Source organism: Micromonospora sp. NBC_01699 (assembly GCF_036250065.1).
Lineage (GTDB): Bacteria > Actinomycetota > Actinomycetes > Mycobacteriales > Micromonosporaceae > Micromonospora_G.
The window spans coordinates 1,012,478-1,032,836 of record NZ_CP109199.1 but is presented as its reverse complement, the minus strand read 5'-3'; the positions used below and the strand labels follow the sequence as shown (position 1 = coordinate 1,032,836).

Below are 20,359 nucleotides of genomic sequence, written 5' to 3'. Positions count from 1 at the left end.
GCCGCCCGGCGTCCGGCGCGGCGCATCCGACCGGCACCGGCAACGCATCGGCAACGATGATTGCCGGTTCATGGCATGGTGGTTACTGTCGCGCCCACCACCGGAGGTGAGGTCCACGTTACGGCTGCACGAACTCGTCGTCGCGCCGCACACCACACCGGTCTCGGTCCGGGTCGAACCCGGCGGGCTCGTGGCCGTGGTCGCGCCGCCGCCGATCGGCACCGCGCTGGCCCGGGTGGTGGCGGGCCTGGCCGCACCGCTGGACGGGCGGATCTGGGTCGGCACGCGAGACGTCACCGACCTGCCGCCGGCCCGGCGCCAGATCGGGTACGTGCCGGCCGGCTCGGCGCTGCTGCCGCACCTCACTGTCCGGCGCAACATCGAGTACGGCCAGCTCCGCCGGGTACGGGTACGCGCCGTCGCCGACGACTGGGTGGCGACCGTGATCGACCGGCTGGAACTGCGCCCCACCCTGGACCTGCTGCCGCACCTGCTCTCCGACGCGCAACGGTTCCGGGTGGCGACCGCCCGTGCCGCCGCCTGCCTGCCCGAGGTGCTGGTGATCGACCTGCCCGGCCCGGCCGGCGGCACCGACCGACTCGGTGAACTGCTGCCCCGGCTGTCCGCGCCGACCGACCGGGGCTTCGCCACCCTGGTCTGCTCCGCCGACCCGGCCGTACTCGACGAGATCCCGGACCGGGTGACCGTCGGGGTGACCGGGGCACCGGCACCGGCGACCGGATGACCGGGACCGGGCGGTTGACCCGCCGTACGCTGCTGCGCGCCGGCGCGGCCACCGTCACCGCGACCGCCGCCACCGGCTGTGCCGAGCCGGACCGGGCGATCCAGGTGGCGGTGGTGTGGAACGCCGAGGAGCTGGACCACTTCCGCGAGGTACTGGCCGGCTACCCGCGTCCGGTCCAGCTGATCAGCGCCGGGGACGACCTCGACGCCTTCCTCCGGGCCCGGCACCTCGCCGGCACCAGCCCGGACGTGGCGATCCTGCCCCGACCCGGACTCGTCCGCGAGTACGCCCGGCTCGGCTGGCTGGCCGCCCTCGACGCGCACGGCCCCACCACCCCGCCCGCCGGTACCCCGCCGAACCTGCACGACCGGCTGCGCGACGACAACCGGCAGTACGGCGTCTGGGTGAAGCTCGCCCACAAGTCGCTGTTCTGGCACCTGCCCGAGCCGGCCTTCGACCCGCCGGAAACCTGGGAGAAGCTGGTGGAGCTGACCACGGGGCTCGGCCGGGAGGCGATCCGCTCCGGCGGTCCGGCGCCCCTGGCGATCGGCGCCGCCGACGGTTGGGTGCTCACCGACTGGTTCGAGAACGTACTGGCCGACATCGCCTCCGGCGCCACGTACGACGCGCTGGCCGGCGACACCCCGAACTGGCGTGGCCCCGAGGTACGCGAGGCGCTGGATCGGCTGGCCGGGCTGTGGAGCATCCCCGGCGCGTTCCCCGGTGGCGGCCGGCGGGCCCTGCTCACCCAGTTCGCCGAATCCGTGATCCAGGTGATGACCACCCGGAAGGCGCTGCTGGTGTTCGAGTCCGACTTCGTCGAGGGGGTGGCCACGACGTTCCGGCCGGACGTGACCCCCGCCTGGATCCCGTTCCCACGCGGACCGAACCGGACCACCCACCCGCTGGTCGTCGGCGGCGACGCCGCGGTGGTGTTCAAGGCGTCCCGGTACGGCGACGAACTGGTGCGCTGGCTGGTCGAGCCGAACAGCTTCGCGCCCTGGCTCGACCGGGGCGGCTACCTCTCCCCCAACCTCGACCTCGCGCCCGACCCCGGCCGCGACCAGCTCCGGCGCAAGCTCGCCGCCCAGATCTCCGCCGCCCGCGACAACCTGCGCTTCGACCTGTCCGACCAGTTGCCCGGCTCGTTCACCGGCTCCGACGGCGTCGGCATCTGGCGGATCATGCAGGACTTCTTCAGCGACGTCACCGGCGACCGGCTCGAAGGCGCCGTGGGCCGGGCCACCGACGCGCTCGCCGGCGCCGCCCGGACAGCCAGGATCGGCCGATGAGCGAACCCCGGATCCTCGGCGAGATCGCCGTACTCGACGACGTCGGGCCACCCCGGCGCGGCCGGGCGTACCCGACCGCCGGCGGTACCTCGGCGCTGCTGCTGGCCCCGGCGGTGCTGCTGCTCGGCGCACTGGTGGTCTGGCCGGTGCTGCGAACCGTGCAGGGCAGCCTCTACGCCGCCGACGGCCGGTTCGTCGGGCTGGACCACTACCGCACCGCGCTCGGCGGGCCCGATGCCTGGCCGGTGGTCGGCCGTACGGTGCTCTGGGCGCTGGTGGTGCCGGCGGTGGTCACCGCCCTGGGCTACCTGCTGGCCGCCGCGTCCCGCCGCTCCCAGGAGGGTCGCCTGGCCGGGCTCATCCTGGTGCTGCCGATCGCGATCCCGCTGGTCGTGACCGGGGTGACGTTCCGGCTCCTCTACGACCCCGAGCCGGACCGTGGCATGGCCACCCTGCTCGCCGCCCGGCTGCTCGGCCGCAGCGCCGACGAGGCACCACAGTTCCTCGGCCCGACCCTGGCGACGATCGCGCTGATGTCGGCCTTCGTCTGGGCCTGGGTGGGGCTCGCCGTGCTGGTCTTCCGGGCCGCACTGGACGCCGTACCGCCGAGCCTGGCCGACGCCGTACGCGCCTACGGCGGCAACCGCCGGCACGTGTTCTGGGACGCCCAGTGGCGCCCGCTGCTGCTGCGTACGGTCGCGGTGGTCTTCGCCCTGGTCGCGCTCGGCACGGCCCGTACCTTCGACCTGATCCTGGTCATGCTCCCCGGCTCGGTACGCGACGACGCGTCCGTGCTCGCGGTCCAGGTCTGGCAGACCTCGCTCGGTACGACCAGCGGCCCCGGCGCCGCCCTCGGGGTGGTGTGGCTGGTCTCGGTGGCGATCGGCATGTTCGTCGCCGCCGGATTCGTCCGGCAGTCCTGGCCGCCACCGCGCCGCTCCGACCGGCCCGAACCCGCCGCGCCCCCGGCCCCGTCCGGACGCCTGTTCCGGCTGGTGGCCGTCGGTGCCGCGATCGCCTGGCTGGTGCCGCCGGTGGTACTGGTCGCGACCTCGCTGCACGACCAGGTCGACGCCGCCACCCGGGGCTGGTGGGCCGCACCGGTGCGCTGGGGCTCGTACCGGGACCTGTTGGGCAGTGCCGAACTGCACCGTGCGCTCGGCTTCACCCTGGTCCTGGCGACCGTGGTGACCCTGGCGGTGCTGGTGATCGGGCTGCTGGCCGCGTACCCGTTGGCCTGGCTGACCGGGCCGAGCGCCCAGCTCACCGGCCTGCTGCTGATGGCCGCCGCGATCGTACCGGTCCAGGTGATCTCCGGGCCGATCAACGAGGTGCTCGGCTTGGCGCTGTCCACCGGCACCACCCGGGGGCTGGCGCTGGTGCACATCGCCCTCGGCCTGCCATTCGCGATACTGGTGCTGCGCAACGCGTTCGCCGACCTCCCCGCCGACGAACTGCGCCGGGTCCGGGTCGGCGGCCGGCGCTGGTGGCACATGCTGTGGCGGCTGACCCGGCTCAACCTCCCCGCGGTGGTCGCGATCGGCGTGCTGGAGTTCGTCCAGGTCTGGAACGACCTGGTGGTCGGCCTGCTGTTCAGTGGCCCGGACGCGGCACCGCTGGGCATGTTCCTGCACGGCCAGACCCGGCAGTTCCTGTCGAACAGCGGCACCCTGGCCGCCGGCTCGGTGATCACCTCGATCCTGCCCGTGCTGCTGGTCGTCCTCAGCCGCCGCCACCTGGTCGCGGGACTGGTCTCCGGCGGTGTCCGGTGACACCGCCCGCCTCGCCCGAGGGTGGCCCCGGCCGTCCGGCCCGCTGGCCGGCGCTGCTCGCCATCGGCACCCTGGTCGGCGGTGTGCTGGTCAACATCGCCAGTAACGAACTGTCCGTCCTGGCCCGACAGGTGCTCGGTCCGGCGAGCATCGCGGTCACGGCGGTGGCCGCCGTCGCCTTCGTACTGTTCGAGGTTCGTCGGCGGCGGGCCGAACGGCTGGTCGGCCCCGACACCGGCGCCGGTTCGTCGGGCGGGGCACCGACGCTGCCGTATCTGACCGGGTTCACCGGACGGGCCGAACAGGTCGGTGCGATCGTCGGCGCGGTCAAGCGGGAACACGCCGTCGCGGTGGTGGGCCGGCGGGCGGTCGGCACCTCCTTCTGCGCCGTCCAGGCGGCGAACGTGTTTCGGGACGACTACCCCGACGGCCAGTTCTACCTGGACCTGCGGGCCGGCGGCCGGCGCCGGACGACCCGGAGCACGCTGACCGCGCTGGCCCGGATCCTCGGCACCACCGCACCTCGGTCGGGTCGGCCGGGCGACCTGCTCCGGGCCGCCGACGCGCTGCGCGGCCACCTCGACGGCAAGCGGATCCTGCTGGTGCTCGACAACGTGGACGATCCGGCGCAGGTGTGGCCGCTGCTGCCGCCGACCGCGCGGACCTGCCGGCTGCTGCTGGTCGGGGCACCGGCGCTGGCCAATCTCGGCGGGGTGGTCGCGCACCGGCTCACCGAACCGGACCCCGACGACGCGGTGGCGCTGTTCGCCGCCGCCGCCGGGAACACACACGGGCCGCGGGCCCGCCGACCCGATCCGCGTACGGACCTCGCCGTCCGGGAGATCGTCGAACTCTGCGGCCGGCAGCCGCGAACCATCTGGACGCTCGGCTCCCAGGCGGCCCGACACGGTTGGCCCTCCACCGAACTGCTGAAGACACTGCGCCGGGCCGCCGAGGCACCGCCGCACCAGCATCTGCCGTACTCACCGGCAGTGAGCCTGCTGACCGAGCGGGACACCGCGTACGCGGCCCTGTCCGGTGGGGCCAGGCGGCTGTACCGGCTGATGTCGCTCAGCCCGGTGGCCCTGGACCGGCCGACGATCGCGGCGCTGGCCCGGCGCGGCCGGCACCGGGTCGCCGCCCTGCTCGACGAGCTGGCCGGCGGGTTCGTGGTGGGTGCGCCCGGCGACCGGTACGAGATCCGCCCCCTGCTCACCGGCTACGCCCGACTGCACCTGCGCAACAGCGAACCGGGCTGGCGGCGTACCACCGCCCAGGCCCGGCTGGCCCGACACCTGGCCCGCCGCGCGGAACGGCACGCCGCGAGCCTGGCCGTGACCTCCTCGCTGGCCGGTCGGGACCAGCCGCTGCCGCTGGACGACCCGGCCGGCTGGTTCGAGCTGAACCAGGAACTGCTGCTGGCGACCGTACGGGTGCCGGCCGGTGCGGCACAGACCCTGCCCCGCTGGGTACGCCGCTGGTGGTTCCGGGTAGCGGTCGCCCTCTGCGGCTGGTACGCCCACGAGGAACGGCTCGACGAGTGGGCCGCCGTGTGCCGGATGGTGCTGGACACCCCGACCGCCGACGACCGGCCGGAAATCGCCGGGTGGGCGCACAACGAGCTCGGGGTGCTCCGGCGCCGCCAGCACGACCCGCAGGGTGCCGCCGTCGCCCTCACCCTCGCGGTCGCCGAACGCGGCCGGCGCGGCACCGCCCAGGCCCGGATGAACCTGGGACTGGCCCTGCTCGACCTGGGTCAGCTCGACGACGCGATCGAACACCTCGAACTGTCCCGGCGGCACCGCTCGACCGTCGACCGAGCCGGACACGCGCTCACCGACCTCGGGCTCGGTGCCGCCCACCTGGCCCGGGACGAGCCGGAAACCGCGCACCACCACCTGGTCCGCGCCGCCAACACGTTCCGGTCGATCGGCGAGATGCGCGGGTACGCCGCCGCCCTGACCAACCTCGTCCTGGTCCACGGCCGGCTCGGCGAACATCTCGACGCGGCCCAGGCGTGGCGGGCGGCGCTGCGCGAGTACGACACCACCACCACCGACCTCGGCGCCCGCGCCACCGCCCTGCTCAACGCGGGTGCCACCCTGATGACCACCACCCCGGCGCGGGCCGGTCAGGCGTACGAACTGCTCGGCGAGAGCCGGCGGTTGCGCGAACAGTGGCGTCCCACCGCCGGGCTCGGCCGGACCCTGCTCTACCTCGGCGACGCGGCGTACGCCCTCGGTCGCACCGACGAGGCGCGCCGGCACTGGGCCGACGCGGCGGGGGTGTGCGAGGCGGTCGACGATCCCGCCGGGCTGGCCGCGGCCGACGCCCGCCCGCTCGTCGGAGGACCGCCGTAGCCCGGTTCGACAACTCAGGTGGCTGCGTTGATCAGGGGTGCGGGTCGGACCCGGCTCGCAGCGCGGTCACGAAGCCGGACCAGGCCGACCCACCGAAGGCGAGCACCGGCCCACCGCGGTCCTTGGTGTCCCGTACGTCCACGACACCGTCGACGAACCGCACCTCGACGCAGCTCGCGTTGTCCGAGCTGTAGGAAGACTTGAACCAGTCCTGGCCAGGGGCATCGTCGCTGGAAGTCATGTCATCTCCTTGGCGATTTGCCGAATCAAGGCGAGCGAGTCACCCGAGCTTAGCGTCCGCTCCAGCGTCTCCGCGAAGGTCACCGCGTAGTCCGTGACGCGCACGGACTGGTCGATGATGTCGATAGAGGTCAGGATCTCCTGCCAGACCAGGTCGGTGAGTCGAGGTGACGGGAAGGACAACACCTGGAACGGGCCACCGAGTGCGGGATGTGCGCCGGCGGAGAACGGCATGATCCTGACCTGGATTTGTTTCGGCCTCTCGCTGATCAGCCGCGCCAGGTAGTCGAGCTGCTCGCGCATCACTGTCGGTCCACCCACTTGCTGGCGGAGCACACCTTCACTCAACACGGCAGTGATACGGATTGCCGGATCGGTGTCGAGGCGAGCCCGACGTGCCATCCTCGCGGCGACCCGCCGCTCCACCTCGGTGAGACGGATAACCGTTGTACCGCCCCGGATGACCGCCCGCGCGTACTCCTCGGTTTGCAGCAGACCGGGCACGACCTCCGTGCTGTAACACCGGATGTGGTCGGCGCCGGATTCGTAGCCGAGGAAGCGGAGGAACTCGGCGGGGAAGAGTTGTGAGTAGTCGTGCCACCAGCCTCGTCGGGTGGCACCCACCCGCAGCTTCTCCAGCTCGGCGGCATCGTCGGCCTCCAGCTCGTAGACCTCGACGAGTTGCGCCAGACGATGAGCCGGCAGTTTGACCCGGCCCGCCTCCACTCCCGACACGTACGCCTGGATGATACCGACGGCGCGGCCAGCCGCGACCGCGGTCAAGCCGATCTCCTCGCGGCGCTGGCGCAGACGCATGCCCAGCTCCCAGGCATCGACTATGGGCGACGACTCGGCTTTCAACGGTGATCTACGCGTCTTTGATGACCTTGGCGAAGCGACCGGCACGACAATGACCCTCCAGCTCCTGGCTTTCGACCGACACGACGAGTATCTATTGCGATTGGGTTGATATCAAGCTCTTTGGCCGCCATTCTGTAGGCGTTGAACCAATAACATGATCAATTGGGGAGCAGCAATGCTTGGTGATGGGAAGTGGACCTACCAGGAGCCCGACGTACGGCATGCGTTCTCCCCGTGCCGGGTGGTCGAGGCCGGGACGGCCGACGAGCGGTACGACCTGCTCGGCGTGATCGAGGTCAGGCCCGACCGTCGCGATCCGGAGAAGTTGGGCGAGCGGTTGCGCCACTGGGCGCTGACCACCCTCACGGCGGGCGGGTACGGATTCGGTCGTTACTACGCCGCATTGGGCACCCTGGACGAGCATGGCGAACCACACCTGGCCACCACACACGTGGACATCGACTGGTCGGGCAGCGCGGTCCTGGTCCCCGCGTCGATTCAGCCCACCGCCAGCGACAGCGACTGAACCGGCATCGGCCCAGTCGCCACGGGCGCCCCGAGAGGCTCCAGCCACAGCCACGATCGATTCCACCACCGTCCGGTGTGGACATTCGGAATTCAGCCTTGCTTCGGGTAAATTCCCGCCCCGACGTACTACGGGTCCATCCGGCCGGACGGACCCGTAGAAACACGGATTTTCAACGCATGGCGGAACCGTCGGCGTCGACGCACCCGCCCGGTACGGTCGGCGCCGGCCAGCCTTCATCCCGTAGGTTTGATCGATCATGCCGATCGAGAGATCACTCTCTCGACAGGTGGCGAATCACTATCGACATTGCTATCGATCGATGTCTGGTAGGAGAAGTAGCGTATTGTGGATCGACGGCTCACACTCGGTCAACGGGGAGACACTGAATGAGTCTGCGACTCCTTGGTCCGGTGGAACTGATAAGTGGTGACCGGTCGGTGAACCTGGGAGGAGCGCGCCAGCGCATCGTCCTGGCGGTGCTGGGTCTCAACGCCAACCGCGTGGTCCCGGTGGACCAGCTCATCGACGCGGTCTGGGGCGCGGTCCCGCCCACCACCGCCCGCAGCCAGATCCAGATCTGCATCTCCATCCTGCGCCGTCTGTTCGACGAAGCCGGTCGTCCCAAAGCGATCAGCACCCGCCCGCCGGGCTACCTCCTCCAGTCCGACAGCGCGGAAGTGGACAGCCTCCGCTTCGCCGCGCTGGTCGCCGAGGCCCGACGACAGGTTGACGCGGGCGCGAAAGCCGAGGCCGCCGACACCCTGCGCACGGCGCTCGCCCTGTGGCGCGGCGCCGCCCTCGCCGGCGTGCCCAGCGAGCAGGTCCAGCGGGCCGCCACCGTACTGGAGGACCAGCGACTCGCGGCCATCGAGGAGCGCATCCAGCTCGACCTGGAACTGGGCGCGCACCAGAAGGTGGTCAGCGAGTTACAGGGCCTGGTCGGAGAACACCCGCTCCGCGAGCGACTGCACGCCTTCCTCATGCTCGCGCTCTACCGGTGCGGCCGGCAGGCCGACGCGCTCAAGGCGGCACGCCAGGCCCGGGAGGTGCTCACCGAGGAACTCGGGCTGGACCCGGGTGAGGAACTCCAACGCCTGGAGCGGGCCATCCTGCAACGCGATCCAGCACTCGGTGTCACCGACGAACGACCGCCGGCAGCCCCACCGCCGGCGGCTCCGAAGTGGAGCCCGCCACAGCCGCGTACGTCGATGGTGGTCCTCCCCCACCAGCTTCCGGCGAGCATCACCGACTTCGTCGGCCGGGAGCAGCAGCTCGACCAGATCCGCCGGCTGCTCGGCCCAGAGCCAGACGGCGACCAGGCGTTCCGGGGCATGCCGATCGTGGTCATCTCCGGCATGGGCGGAGTCGGCAAGTCCAGCCTCGCCGTCCGCGCCGCCCACGAACTCAGCGCCCGCTACCCCGATGGGCAGCTCTACGCCGACATGCGCTCCTGGGACCGGCAGGACCACACCGCCAAGCTGCTCGCCCGGTTTCTCCGCGCCCTCGGCGTGACCGGGTCGGCCATCCCCGACGGAATCGAGGAACGCGGCGAGCTGTACCGCAGCATGCTCTCCGGCAAACGACTGCTCTTGGTCCTCGACGACGTCCCGCCCGATGTGCAGGTGCTGCCCCTGCTGCCGGGCAGCTCCTCCTGCGCGGTCGTGATCACCAGCCGGGTACGCCTCACCGGCCTGCCCGGCGCGCGCCAGGTCGACCTGGACGTCTTCGACCTGTCGCAGTCGCTGGAGATGCTGACCGCGATGATCGGACGGGACCGGATCGACGCCGGCCAGGACGACGCCGCCGAACTGGCGAACCTGTGCGGCGGCCTGCCGCTGGCACTGCGGATCACCGGCGCCCGGCTGACCTCCCGACCGCACTGGCGGCTCGGTGGGCTGGTGCACCGGCTACGGGACGAGGCGCGTCGACTGGACGAGTTCGCCCACCACGGGCTGGAACTGCGCTCCAACATCGAGCTGGCGTACCAGGCCCTGGACGACGCGGCGCAACGACTGTTCCGGCTCTGCTCGGTAATGCGGGCCCCGGACTTCCCGAGCTGGACCGCGGCGGCCCTGCTGGACAGCAGCGCGCTTGAGGCCGAGGACATCCTGGAAAGCCTGGTCGACGCCCAGCTCGTCGACATCGTGCAGTACCCGGACGCCTCGCCGCGCTACCGCCTGCACGACCTGATCCGGGTGTACGCGGCCGAGAAGCTGCACGAGGTGGAGCCGGAGCGGGAGCACCTCGCGGCGCTGAACCGGGTCCTGAGCGGCTGGTTGGCCCTCGCCGAGGAGGCGCACCGCAGCGATTACGGCGGCAACTACACCACCCTGCACGGCACCGCGCCCCGGTGGACCATGGACCCGGCCGACGCCCGCAGGCACATCGGCGACCCGGCGGACTGGTGGGAGGCCGAACGGCGGGCGCTGATCGTCGCCGTCCGGCAGTCCGCCGACGCCGGCCTGGCGGAACTCTGCTGGGATCTCGCGCTGACCGCGGTCAGCCTCTTCGAATCCAAGGGGTACTTCGACGACTGGCAGGAGTGCGCCAACACGGCGTACGCCGCCGCCGAGCGGGCCGGCAACCGGCTCGGCCTGGCGGCGATGCGCTACTCGCTGGGCACCCTGCACATGTTCCAGACCCGACTCGCCGAGGCCGACGACTGCTTCTCCACCGCGCTGAGGATCTTCGCCGAGGTGGGGAGCGAGCACGGCCGTGCCCTGGTGCTGCGCAACGCGGCGCACATCGACAGCCTGCGCGGGGACACCCCGTCGATGCTGACGAAGTACGGCCAGTCGCTGGAGATCATGCGCCGGGTCGGCGACCGGATCGGCGAGGCGCACATCATGCGCAGCCTGGCCCGGCACCGGATGGACGACGGTGACCACCACGGGGCGATCGAACTGCTCGACCAGGCCCTGACCATCTGCCGGGAGACCGGCTGCCTACGGGTCGAGGCCCAGGTGGTGCACCGGTTCGCCGAGGTCTACCTGGCCACCGACCAGATCGATCTGGCCCGACAGTCGCTGCACCGGGTGCTGCGCATCGTCCGGGACACCGGCGACCGGATCGGCGAGACCCACGCCCTGTACGGCCTGGGCATGCTCCGGTACCGCGAGGGACGGCCGGAAAACGCCGAGATGATCCTCGTCCACACCCTGGACCGGTCCCGCCGGCTCGGCGAGCGGCTGATCGAGGCACGGTCCCGGTACTCCCTCGGCGAGATCGCCCTGGCGACCGGCCGGATCACCGTCGGGGTGGGCCACCTGCGCGAGGCCCGCGAGCTGTTCCGGCAGCTCGGCTCGACCGTCTGGCACGAGCGGGCCAGTTCGCTGCTGGCCGAGGCGGATCTGCTCTCCGCCGGCCCGATCCCCGAAGACGGCACCGGCACCGGCCGTCAGGTCCCGCTCCCGGCCTAGCCGCACGGCAACCCTCCGCCCCGCGGTGGGGCGGGCGCACCGGCACCGCCCCCCACCCGGAACACGACGCGGTCCCGGCGTCACCCCCCGTCGGGGTGACGCCGGGACCGAAGGGCCGAGGCCGGGTCGTCAGGGGGTGTCGCGGACGCAGACCCCCAGCGTGACGCTCCAGTGCGTATCCGCGGGGCACACCACGGTGGCCAGCGTGAGGTCCTGCCCCGCGCCGCCGGCGATGGCGGCGCCGATGCTGACGGTCGCGGCGAGCACGGCCGCGGCGAGCACGGACTTGACGGCGGTGGCGGCGGTGAGCTTGCGGGTGACGGACATCTTTGTTCCCTCCGTGGTGTGTTCTCCGCTGTGGCGGTGTGCCATCACCAGACCGTCCGGCGCTATCGAGCCGGCCTCCGATCGCCTTCCGAGATCCGGTGCGGGTCGATAGCCCTTCAAAGGCGGCCCGATAGGGACGGCGGCCATCGTCTGGATCGCAGACGAACAGGACCACCGGAGGGAACGTCCCATGGACAGCGTCACGCCCCGCTCATGCACCGACCACTTCTGGAACACCGACGCGGTGGACCCGGTCGACACGGTGGCCGAGCGGCTGATGACCAGCGGGACATCCACCCTGCCGGCGGAGATCTGGGACCTGGTCGGGTGCCTGCGGGCCACCGACCCGATGGCCCGGGACCGGGCGGTGTACCGGGCCGCGGTGCTGGCCGCCCTGGCGGCCCGCTACCTGCTCGGTCCGGGGGTGGTCACCGCCTCGGTGATCGGCACCGGGCTCGCCGCCCAGTTGCAAACCGTGATCTTCGCCCGGCACGTGCCGTGCGTCAGCCACGTCTCGGTGTTCCTCACCGACACCCCGACAGCGCCCGCAGCGGCGCCGGAAACGGCACCAGAAAGGGCGATGGGGACGGTGTCGGGGACGACGGGACGACGGCGGGACGACGGCGGGACGGACCTGTTCCGGCCGGTCTTCGACCCGCGGGTGGTTGACGAACTGGACCTGGCCGGCATCGTACTGGTCGGTGCCGCCTCGCCCGCGGAGTCTGCCTTCGGGGCGAACCTCGTGGTCGTCGGACCGGCCGGGTCTGCCGCCGGGTCGGACAGCGGGGTCCGCCGGCCGGGCGCACCGATCCACCTCGCGAAGGGCGCGTTGCTGGTCAACGCCTCCGGCCGCGACCTGCCACCGGCCCTGGCCGACCAGGTCGGTCAGGTGTTCGTCGACGACCTCACCCTGGTCGAGACGGCCGCCGACCACGGCCTGGCGCGACCGGCGAACGCCCGCCTCCAGCCGCAGCCCCGCTACCGGCTCGTCGGCGACCTGCGTGAGGTGGTGCTCGGTAGGCACGTCGGACGGACCGACCAGGAGCAGGTGCTGCTCGTCGAGCTACTGAGCAGCGCCGTGCCGGCACGCTGCTGACCGGCATTCGTACCTCGCTGCCCAGCACGCGGACCAGGGCAGCGCCAGCACCGCGGTGACCCGCCACGGTGATCCACCCCTGCAACCGCCGCCCGGCTGTACTGCCGGCGGCTTGAGAGAAGGGAACCCACATGGCCCACGAGGCCGAGATCCGGCAGTTCATCGTCACCGCGTTCGCCCCCGACATTCCCGCCGACCAGCTCCCGGACCACCTGGACCTGCTCGACAGCGGGGTCGTCGACAGCCTCGGGCTGTTGCGCCTCATCGCCTGGGTCGGCGACCGCTACGACATCCCGGTCGAGGACCAGAACATCTCGCCCGTCCAGTTCAGCTCGGTGGCCGCGATCGCCGCCTTCGTCCGGGACACGCACAGCCTCGTCTGATCCGCCACCCCGCGCCCACCACGCCGCATGTCCCGTCCCGGATACGCAGCAACGCAGAACTCCGTGACCAAGCCAGCAGGCTACAGAAGGGAAACGATCATGATCGTCAAGACCAGGTCCCAGGTTCCCGCCGTCGACTGGGGCAACGGCACCAGCTTCCGGCTACTCGTCGAGGGCGACAACATGGGCTTCGCCATCGCCCACACCGTCGTCGCCGCCGGCTCCAAGTCGCCGCTGCACTACCGCAACCACCTTGAGGCCTGCTACTGCGTCTCCGGCCGCGGTCAGGTGATCGCCGGTGGCGTCACCCACGCCATCGAGCCCGGCGTCCTCTACGCCCTCGACCAGCACGACGAGCACTTCCTGATCGCCGATCCGGAACAGGACATGGAGCTGATCAGCGTGTTCAACCCGCCGCTGCGCGGCGACGAGCGGCACAACTTCGACGCGAACGGGTTCTCCGAGTACTAAACCGCCTCCGGCGCGGGCGGGTGCCCACCCCGCCCGCGCCGGAGGGGCCCGCCCCTCCCGTCCGGCACGCAGTCAAAGGGAGCACGACATGAACGAGTACTTCTCACTTTCCGCCGAGGTCGCCGACGCGCTGGCGTCCGGTCGACCCGTGGTGGCCCTGGAATCCTCGGGCGTCGTCCACGGCCTGAGCTACCCGCTCAACCTGGAGACCGCTCTGGACATGGACAAGGCGATCCGGGCCAACGGCGCGGTACCGGCCCGGACCGGAATCGTCGACGGTCGGTTCGTCGTCGGCATGTCCGAGGAGCAGGTAGCGCTGTTCGCCACCACGAAGGACATCCCGAAGGTCAGCACCCGGGACATCGGCCCGGCCCTGGCCGGCCGCGGTCACGGCGGGACCACCGTCTCGGCCAGCATGGTCGCCGCCGACCAGGTCGGCATCGACGTGTTCGCGGTGGCCGGGATCGGCGGTGTGCACTTCGGCGCCGAGCGGAGCTTCGACATCTCGGCGGACCTGGTCGAGTTCACCCGGCACCGGATCGCCGTCGTCTGCGCCGGCGCGAAGTCACTGCTGGACCCGGCGCTGACCATGGAGTACCTGGAAACCCTCGGCGTGCCGGTGGTCGGCTACCGGTGCGACGACTTCCCGGCGTACTACAGCGTCTCCAGCGGCGTACGCAACCCGCGTCGGCTCGATGACCTGGGCGAGCTGGCCGAGGCGATCCGACTGCACTGGGCGCTCGGCAACGACGGCGGGTTCCTGGTCACCCACCCGATCGACGAGCTGGACGCGCTGCCCTCGGAGGAGATCTACGCGCTGGTCCGCGAGGTCCAGGCCGAGGCGGAGGCGGCCGGGGTGCAGGGGCCGGCGATGACCCCGTACATCCTGAGTCGGGTGTCGGTGGCGACCTCGGGTCGGACCGCCGCAGCGAACCGGTCGGTGCTCCTGTCCACCAGCGCCCTCGCCGCCGAGGTCGCCGTCGCGCTGCGGGAGCCGTCGTGACCACCGCGATCCTCTTCGACGTCGACGGCACCCTGGTCGACACGCCGGGCGGGATGACCACGGTGCTGCGCATGGTCGTCGCCGAGCACGGCCGCAGCGCCACCGACAACCAACTACGCCGTACGGTCGGTCGCCCGCTGACCGCGTCGTTCGCCACCCTGCTCGGGTTGCCCGTCGACCACCGCGAGGTGGACCGGGCCGCGAACCGGGCCCGTGAGCTGTTCACCGAGACGGTCATCCCGTCCGCCAGCCGCCTGGTCTTCCCCGGCGTACCCGAACTGCTCGCCGCCCTGCGCGACCACGGTCATCCGCTGGCGGTGGTCACCAGCAAGGTACGCCCCAGCGCCATCGAGCTGCTGACCGCGACCGGGCTGCTCGACGCGTTCGACACGCTCGCCTGCCACGGCATGGCCGAGCGCGGCAAGCCGCACCCCGACCTGGCGCTGCTGGCCGCCGACGCGCTCGGCGTGCCGCCCGCCCACTGCGTCGTCGTCGGCGACGCGCTGGACGACATCCGGATGGCCAACGCCGCCGGTATGACCTCGTTCGGTGTCACCACCGGCGTGTCCAGCCGGGCCGAACTCCTGCTCGCCGGTGCCCGCGCGGTCTACGGCGGACCGGCCACGCTCGGCCCGGCGCTGCTCCCAGACGAACCCGCTTTCCGTCCCGTCCCGCTCGACCTCGGCCAAAGGTGATCCGACCATGACCAACCCCACCCGATCCACACCGGCACCCGGCAGGTCGGCGTCCCCCGCCGCCACCCTGACCATTCTCGCGATCGCCCAGTTCCTGATCGCCCTCGACTACTCCATCGTCTACATCGCCCTGCCTCGCATCGGCGCCGAGTTCGACCTGACCGAGAGCTCCATCCAGTGGGTGGTGAGCGGGTACGCGGTGTTCTTCGCGGGCTTCCTCGTCGTCGGCGGGCGGGCCTCCGACCGGTTCGGGCCCCGGAACCTGTTCATCGTGGCGATGGCGGCGTTCGGGATCGCCGCGCTCGCCGGCGGCCTGGCCACCGCCCCCGCATTGCTGCTGGTGGCCCGCGCGTTGCAGGGCATCGCCGCCGCCGCCCTCCAGCCGGCGGTCATCTCCCTGATCAACACCTCGTTCGCCGCCGGTCCGGCCCGCAACCGGGCGCTCGGCGTCTGGGGTACGGTCGGCGCGTCCGGCCTGGCCGCCGGGGTGGTCGTCGGCGGGCTGCTGAGCACCGCTTCCTGGCGCTGGGTCTTCCTGATCAACCTGCCGCTCGCGCTGATCTGCGCGATGGGCGCGCCCCGGCTGCTGCCCCGGATGCGTCCGCCGACCACCGGACACGGTCAGCTCAACGTGCCCAGCGCGATCCTGTGCACCGGCACCGTGCTCTCCACCGCGCTCGCCCTGACCTGGGCATCCAGCCACGGCTGGACGGACGGCGGCACGCTGGCCGCGTTCGCCACCGCCGCCGCCCTGCTGATCGGCTTCGTCCTGCGGGAACGGCACAGCACCCAGCCGCTGGTCGACCCGCTGCTGCGACGTACCCGGTCACTCCTGGTCGGCTGCGGGGCCACCGCGCTGTACATGGCCAGTGTCGGTAACCAGTTCTTCGTGCTCACCCTGCTGCTCCAGCAGCTTCGCGGGTACGGCCCGATCGCGGCCGGCATGGCGTTCCTGCCGATGGCGGTGGCGATCGCGGTCGCGAACTCGGTGGCGGCCCGGATCGTCGCCGCGCTCGGCGTCCGGCTGGCCCTGACCCTGGCCTTCGTCGGCAACGCGGCCGGTCTGCTGTTGCTGGCCATTCAGGTCCAGGGCGACAACTACGTGCTGCACCTGCTGCCCGGCCTGCTGATCACCGGTTTCGCGCACGGCGTCACGTACGTGTCGATGTTCATCGCCGGCACCGCCGACGTGGAGGACCGCAACCAGGGTGTCGGCAGCGCCCTGATGACCACTGCCCAGTACATGGCCGGCGCCCTCGGGATCGCCGTGCTGGTGCTGGTACTCGGCACCGACCCGGACGCGGGCAGCTTCGGCGCCGCCTTCGTCGCCACCGCCCTGGCCGCCGCCGCCGGCGCGGTCCTGGTCTGGTTCGGCCTGCACCGGCGCGGCAGCACCGGCAGCACCGGCAGCACCCCGGCAACCGGCGACACACCGGCGACCGGCAGCACCCAGACGATCGGCGGCACCCCGGCGACCGGCGACACACCGGCGACGGGCAACACGCCGGATCGGTCGGGCGCGGCCGATCGACGCGGTGCCGGGACGCTCGACCGGCCGGCGCACGTCGTGGCCGCCGGCCCCGAGCGGAGCCGATCGTGAGGGCCTCGGCCTGGGTCGCCCAGCTCGGCGTACTGGTGGTGCACAACGACCCGGTGGTGGAGGCGGAACTGTGGAGCCGAGCCCCGGCCGGGGTCACCGTGCACACCGCCCGGTTCGAGAGCCCGACCAGCGCCGGCGAGGAGTACACCGAGGAGACCTGGCAGCGCCTGATCGCCCAGCCGGACATTCGGCGCGGCCTGGTCCAGCTCGGCCAGATGGATCTGACCGCGATCTGCCTCTGCTTCGCCTCGGCGAGCTTCTTCGGCGGCCTGGAGTTCGACGCCGGTTTTGTCGCCGCCGCGACCGAGCTGGCCGACGGCACCCCGGTCTACACCGCCGGGCAGGCGATCCGGACCGGGCTGACCGAGATGGGCGTACGCCGCCCGCTGGTGCTGGTGCCGCCGTGGTTCACCGCGCCGACCTTCGCCGCCACCCAGCGGTACCTGGCCTCGGGCGGGTTCGAGGTCGCCGGCCTGCTGCACTACCGGCTCGACACCGACTGGGACTCGGTGGAGCGGCACCGGATCTTCGACCGGGGTGGGCGGTGGATGGTCGACCCGGACGAGGTGTGCCGGCAGGTCGCCGCCCGCTTCCCGGCGGACGCCGACGGGGTGCTGATTCCCGGCAGCGGCTTCCGCTCCTGGGACGCGGTGGCCCCGCTGGAGCGGCGGCTCGGTGTTCCGGTGGTCACCTCCAACCAGGCCTGCCTGCGCCGGCTGCTCACCGTCGCCGGTCTCGACGAGACGGTGCCGGGCGGCGGTCGCCTGGTCGACGCCGGCACCTGACTCCACCCGCCCCACGCTCTGATCCCACCCGATCCACGCTCTGATCCCCCCGACCCACGCTCTGATCCCCCCGACCCACGCGCTGGGCCCTCCCCGAGCCCCCGCGCGCTCGACTCTGCCCGCATTTCACCGTCGCGACACGAACGGCAGGAGAGACATCGTGCCCACCAGATCGTTCTGCACCGACTTCACCGAACAGTCCCTTATGAGACCCGACGCCCCGGCCCTGTCCTGGGCTGGCCGGGAGGTCAGCTACCGGGAGCTGGCGGACCGGGTACGGGACGCCGGGGAGGCGCTCGCCGCCCTCGCACCCGACCCGGAACTGCCGCTCTGCATCCCCGCGGTCAAGTCCCCGGAGACCATCGCACTACTGATCGCCGCGTTCGCGGCGGACCGCCGGGTACTGCTGCCCTCGTCGTCCCTGGGCGCGGACGCGCTCGCCCGGCTCTGCGCCGAGGTTGGCTGCGCCCAGGTGCTGGCCGCCTCCGCCGACGGCGTGACGGTACGGGCCAGCGGGGCGCAGGGCCGCCCCCTGCCCGGTGCCGGCCTGCTGCTCACCACCTCCGGCTCGACCGGCACGCCGAAGGTGGTCGACCTGACCGCCGAGGGTGTGGACGCGTTCCTGACCTGGGCGGCGCAGACCTTCGGCATCGGGCCCGACGCCCGGGTGCTCAACTACGCACCGCTGAACTTCGACCTGTGCCTGCTGGACGTCTGGGCCGCACTGGCCGCCGGGGCCTGCGTCGAGCTGCCGGACCCGGAGCGGGCCGTCGAGGGGGCCTGGCTGGCGGCGCTCTGCCGGGACCGGACGCCGACCGTGATCCAGGCCGTCCCGCTTTTCTTCCGGTTGGTCACCGAGACCGGCGGCCGGTTCCCGGGGGTTCGCGACGTCCTGTTCACCGGGGACGTGGTACCGCTGTCCCTGCTGGAGCGAGTGATCGAGGCGTTCCCGAACGCCCGGCTCTGGAACGTCTACGGCTGCACCGAGACCAACGACAGTTTCCTCTACCGGGTCGAACCGGCCGAGGTGTACGCGGAAGGCGTCATCCCGATCGGCCGCCCGATCGACGGCGTGGCGGTGTCCATGGTGGACCCCGACGGCGCCGAGGTGACCGGCGCGGGAGCCGGCGAGCTGGTGGTCCGTACCCCGTTTCGGGCCAGGGGCTACCTGGACTCCCGGCTGGACGACCAGCGCTGGCGGGACGGCTGGTTCCGCACCGGCGACCTGGTCCGGCGGGACGCCTCCGGACTGTTCTTCCTCACCGGCCGCAACGACCACCAGGTCAAGGTCCGCGGGGTCCGGACCAACCTGCAAGAGGTGGAGCAGGTGGTGCTCGCCCACCCGGAGGTGCTGGAGGCGGCCGTGGTCGCCGTTGCGGACCCGAACGCCGGCAACGTCCTGCACGCGGTGGTCCGCCGCGCGGCGGCTTCCGAGATCAACGGGCTGCACCTGCGGCTGCACTGCGCCGCCGCGCTGCCCCGCACCGCCATCCCCGGCGCGTTCGAGCTGGTCGACGAGGCGCTGCCGCGTACGTCCACCGGGAAGGTCGACCGCAACGCGCTACGCGAGCGCCGCAGCCTGGCCCTGGCCGCCTCGACCGAGCGGAGTTGACACCATGATCACTTGGAGCGAGGAACAGCGTGAGCTGCGCGCCCTGGCCGAGGAGTTGGGCCTGGCGGCGGGCGAGGGGCATCTCGAACGTGACGCGGACCGCGAGTTCGGCAGCGCGGCATGGAAGCTGATCCGGGAGACCGGGCTGCTCGGCCTGCCGTTCGACGAGCGCTGGGGCGGTCTCGGCCGCGACCTGCTCACCACCATGTACGTCCTTGAGGGGCTCGGCTACGCCTGCCGCGACGGCGGATTCAGCTTCTCCGTCTCGACCCACATCGTGAGCACCGGCGTCCCCCTGCAACGCTTCGGCTCGGCATCGCTCAAGGACCGCTACCTGAGCCGGGTCAGCGACGGCTCGATCATCGGGGCGCACGCGATCAGCGAGCCGTCCGGCGGCTCGGACGTGATGGCGATGCGCACCACCGCCGTACGCGACGGCGACGAGTACGTGCTCAACGGCAGCAAGGCGTTCGTCACCAACGGACCGATCGCCGACGTGATCGTGGTCTACGCGCTGACCGGCAAGCGGGGCAGCCCGGCCGCCCTGACCGCGTTCCTGGTGGACCGGGACACCCCCGGGCTGGTGGTGGGGCCGCCGGTGTCGAAGATGGGGCTGAGCACCTCCCCCTTCTCCGAGCTGTTCTTCGACGACTGCCGGGTTCCGGCGGCGAACGTCGTCGGCTCGCCCGGCGCTGGTTTCCTGGTCATGGACCACGTCATGAAGTGGGAGATCCTCTGCTCGTTCGTGATCAACCTCGGTGAGATGCAGCACCGGTTGGCGCGCTCGATCGACTACGCCCGGTCGCGGGTGCAGTTCGGCCAGAAGATCGGCGCCTTCCAGTCGGTGTCGAACCGGATCGCCGACATGCACATCGCGGTGGAGACCGCCCGCAAGTGGCTCTACGACACCGCGCAGCGACACAGCAGCGGCGAGAACGTCACGATCGACATCGCCGCCAGCAAGCTGATCACCAGCGAAAGCAACATCAACACCGCGCTGGCCGCCGTCCAGATCTTCGGCGGGTACGGCTACACCAGCGAGTACGGCCTGGAAAAGGACCTGCGCAACGCGGTCGCCGGAACCATCTACTCCGGCACGTCCGACGTCCAGCGCCAGCGAATCGCCAAAATGCTCGGCCTCTGACCCTCGCCCCCAACCCCTCCGGAGG

Annotated in this window: 18 protein-coding genes; 15 read left to right on the top strand and 3 right to left on the bottom strand. The window is 71.9% G+C overall.

The features are described from left to right. The first annotated feature begins 106 nt into the window (after nucleotides 1-106). Genes OG792_RS04685 through OG792_RS04670 form a run of 4 tightly spaced genes read left to right on the top strand, consistent with a single transcriptional unit; the run spans nucleotide 107 to nucleotide 6,169 of the window. Entirely contained in the window at nucleotides 107-745 is a 639-nt protein-coding gene (locus OG792_RS04685; RefSeq protein WP_329107657.1) for an ATP-binding cassette domain-containing protein, read from the top strand. Then, a complete protein-coding gene (locus OG792_RS04680) occupies nucleotides 742-2,037 on the top strand; it encodes an ABC transporter substrate-binding protein (protein WP_329107655.1) in 1,296 nt (431 codons plus the stop codon). The genes OG792_RS04685 and OG792_RS04680 overlap by 4 nt, the downstream gene beginning before the upstream one ends. After that, on the top strand, nucleotides 2,034-3,809 hold the full coding sequence (locus OG792_RS04675) for an ABC transporter permease (RefSeq protein WP_329107654.1): 1,776 nt from the start codon (nucleotides 2,034-2,036) through the stop codon (nucleotides 3,807-3,809). Before OG792_RS04680 ends, OG792_RS04675 begins: the two co-directional genes overlap by 4 nt. Then, nucleotides 3,806-6,169 (top strand): tetratricopeptide repeat protein, encoded by a 2,364-nt coding sequence (locus OG792_RS04670; RefSeq protein WP_329107652.1) that lies wholly within the window; start codon nucleotides 3,806-3,808, stop codon nucleotides 6,167-6,169. Before OG792_RS04675 ends, OG792_RS04670 begins: the two co-directional genes overlap by 4 nt. Before the next feature lie 31 nt (nucleotides 6,170-6,200). Here the strand turns inward: OG792_RS04670 and OG792_RS04665 are convergent, their stop codons facing one another. Together OG792_RS04665 and OG792_RS04660 are read right to left on the bottom strand one after the other, a co-directional pair. After that, on the bottom strand, nucleotides 6,201-6,410 hold the full coding sequence (locus OG792_RS04665) for a DUF397 domain-containing protein (RefSeq protein ID WP_329107650.1): 210 nt from the start codon (nucleotides 6,408-6,410) through the stop codon (nucleotides 6,201-6,203). Continuing rightward, nucleotides 6,407-7,225 carry a helix-turn-helix domain-containing protein gene (locus OG792_RS04660; protein ID WP_329107648.1) on the bottom strand — a complete coding sequence of 273 codons (819 nt, stop codon included), beginning with the start codon at nucleotides 7,223-7,225 and terminating at the stop codon, nucleotides 6,407-6,409. Before OG792_RS04660 ends, OG792_RS04665 begins: the two co-directional genes overlap by 4 nt. 220 nt (nucleotides 7,226-7,445) lie before the next feature. Here OG792_RS04660 and OG792_RS04655 point away from each other — a divergent pair, with 220 nt between their 5' ends. After that, complete coding sequence (locus OG792_RS04655) at nucleotides 7,446-7,796, top strand: hypothetical protein (RefSeq protein WP_329107647.1); 351 nt, start codon at nucleotides 7,446-7,448, stop codon at nucleotides 7,794-7,796. A 389-nt stretch (nucleotides 7,797-8,185) separates the two neighbouring features. Further along, the gene (locus OG792_RS04650) at nucleotides 8,186-11,218 is read left to right on the top strand and encodes an AfsR/SARP family transcriptional regulator (protein WP_329107645.1); all 3,033 of its coding nucleotides are present in this window, start codon (nucleotides 8,186-8,188) and stop codon (nucleotides 11,216-11,218) included. Nucleotides 11,219-11,347: 129 nt separating this feature from the next. Here OG792_RS04650 and OG792_RS04645 read toward each other — a convergent pair whose 3' ends face one another. Beyond that, nucleotides 11,348-11,545 carry a hypothetical protein gene (locus tag OG792_RS04645; RefSeq protein WP_329107644.1) on the bottom strand — a complete coding sequence of 66 codons (198 nt, stop codon included), beginning with the start codon at nucleotides 11,543-11,545 and terminating at the stop codon, nucleotides 11,348-11,350. Nucleotides 11,546-11,735: 190 nt separating this feature from the next. Here OG792_RS04645 and OG792_RS04640 point away from each other — a divergent pair, with 190 nt between their 5' ends. The 9 genes from OG792_RS04640 to OG792_RS04600 all read left to right on the top strand — a co-directional run bounded on the left by OG792_RS04640 (nucleotide 11,736) and on the right by OG792_RS04600 (nucleotide 20,334). Further along, nucleotides 11,736-12,641 carry a hypothetical protein gene (locus OG792_RS04640; RefSeq protein ID WP_329107642.1) on the top strand — a complete coding sequence of 302 codons (906 nt, stop codon included), beginning with the start codon at nucleotides 11,736-11,738 and terminating at the stop codon, nucleotides 12,639-12,641. Between the two features lie 131 nt (nucleotides 12,642-12,772). Then, nucleotides 12,773-13,024: an acyl carrier protein gene (locus tag OG792_RS04635; protein WP_329107640.1), complete on the top strand. Its 252-nt coding sequence runs from the start codon at nucleotides 12,773-12,775 to the stop codon at nucleotides 13,022-13,024. A 99-nt stretch (nucleotides 13,025-13,123) separates the two neighbouring features. Beyond that, the gene (locus tag OG792_RS04630; RefSeq protein WP_329107639.1) at nucleotides 13,124-13,495 is read left to right on the top strand and encodes an ectoine synthase; all 372 of its coding nucleotides are present in this window, start codon (nucleotides 13,124-13,126) and stop codon (nucleotides 13,493-13,495) included. An 88-nt stretch (nucleotides 13,496-13,583) separates the two neighbouring features. Next, nucleotides 13,584-14,498 (top strand): pseudouridine-5'-phosphate glycosidase, encoded by a 915-nt coding sequence (locus OG792_RS04625; RefSeq protein WP_329107637.1) that lies wholly within the window; start codon nucleotides 13,584-13,586, stop codon nucleotides 14,496-14,498. Further along, nucleotides 14,495-15,193, top strand: coding sequence for an HAD family hydrolase (locus OG792_RS04620; protein WP_329107636.1), 699 nt, complete (start codon nucleotides 14,495-14,497; stop codon nucleotides 15,191-15,193). The genes OG792_RS04625 and OG792_RS04620 overlap by 4 nt, the downstream gene beginning before the upstream one ends. Before the next feature lie 7 nt (nucleotides 15,194-15,200). Then, on the top strand, nucleotides 15,201-16,793 hold the full coding sequence (locus OG792_RS04615; RefSeq protein ID WP_329107634.1) for an MFS transporter: 1,593 nt from the start codon (nucleotides 15,201-15,203) through the stop codon (nucleotides 16,791-16,793). Beyond that, entirely contained in the window at nucleotides 16,790-17,578 is a 789-nt protein-coding gene (locus OG792_RS04610) for a maleate cis-trans isomerase family protein (RefSeq protein ID WP_329107633.1), read from the top strand. Before OG792_RS04615 ends, OG792_RS04610 begins: the two co-directional genes overlap by 4 nt. Nucleotides 17,579-17,738: 160 nt before the next feature. Then, complete coding sequence (locus OG792_RS04605) at nucleotides 17,739-19,190, top strand: AMP-binding protein (RefSeq protein ID WP_329107632.1); 1,452 nt, start codon at nucleotides 17,739-17,741, stop codon at nucleotides 19,188-19,190. Nucleotides 19,191-19,194: 4 nt separating this feature from the next. Beyond that, nucleotides 19,195-20,334, top strand: a complete 1,140-nt coding sequence (locus OG792_RS04600) for an acyl-CoA dehydrogenase family protein (RefSeq protein ID WP_329107630.1) — start codon at nucleotides 19,195-19,197, stop codon at nucleotides 20,332-20,334. Nucleotides 20,335-20,359 lie beyond the last annotated feature (25 nt).

Bases quoted from the DNA above. Each gene is read 5' to 3' on its own strand.
- OG792_RS04660 (WP_329107648.1), bottom strand. From the start codon at position 7,225: ATGCGTCTGCGCCAGCGCCGCGAGGAGATCGGCTTGACCGCGGTCGCG.
- OG792_RS04615 (WP_329107634.1), top strand. From the start codon at position 15,201: ATGACCAACCCCACCCGATCCACACCGGCACCCGGCAGGTCGGCGTCC.
- OG792_RS04665 (WP_329107650.1), bottom strand. From the start codon at position 6,410: ATGACTTCCAGCGACGATGCCCCTGGCCAGGACTGGTTCAAGTCTTCC.
- OG792_RS04645 (WP_329107644.1), bottom strand. From the start codon at position 11,545: ATGTCCGTCACCCGCAAGCTCACCGCCGCCACCGCCGTCAAGTCCGTG.
- OG792_RS04630 (WP_329107639.1), top strand. From the start codon at position 13,124: ATGATCGTCAAGACCAGGTCCCAGGTTCCCGCCGTCGACTGGGGCAAC.
- OG792_RS04635 (WP_329107640.1), top strand. From the start codon at position 12,773: ATGGCCCACGAGGCCGAGATCCGGCAGTTCATCGTCACCGCGTTCGCC.
- OG792_RS04655 (WP_329107647.1), top strand. From the start codon at position 7,446: ATGCTTGGTGATGGGAAGTGGACCTACCAGGAGCCCGACGTACGGCAT.
- OG792_RS04675 (WP_329107654.1), top strand. From the start codon at position 2,034: ATGAGCGAACCCCGGATCCTCGGCGAGATCGCCGTACTCGACGACGTC.
- OG792_RS04640 (WP_329107642.1), top strand. From the start codon at position 11,736: ATGGACAGCGTCACGCCCCGCTCATGCACCGACCACTTCTGGAACACC.
- OG792_RS04680 (WP_329107655.1), top strand. From the start codon at position 742: ATGACCGGGACCGGGCGGTTGACCCGCCGTACGCTGCTGCGCGCCGGC.
- OG792_RS04625 (WP_329107637.1), top strand. From the start codon at position 13,584: ATGAACGAGTACTTCTCACTTTCCGCCGAGGTCGCCGACGCGCTGGCG.
- OG792_RS04650 (WP_329107645.1), top strand. From the start codon at position 8,186: ATGAGTCTGCGACTCCTTGGTCCGGTGGAACTGATAAGTGGTGACCGG.
- OG792_RS04600 (WP_329107630.1), top strand. From the start codon at position 19,195: ATGATCACTTGGAGCGAGGAACAGCGTGAGCTGCGCGCCCTGGCCGAG.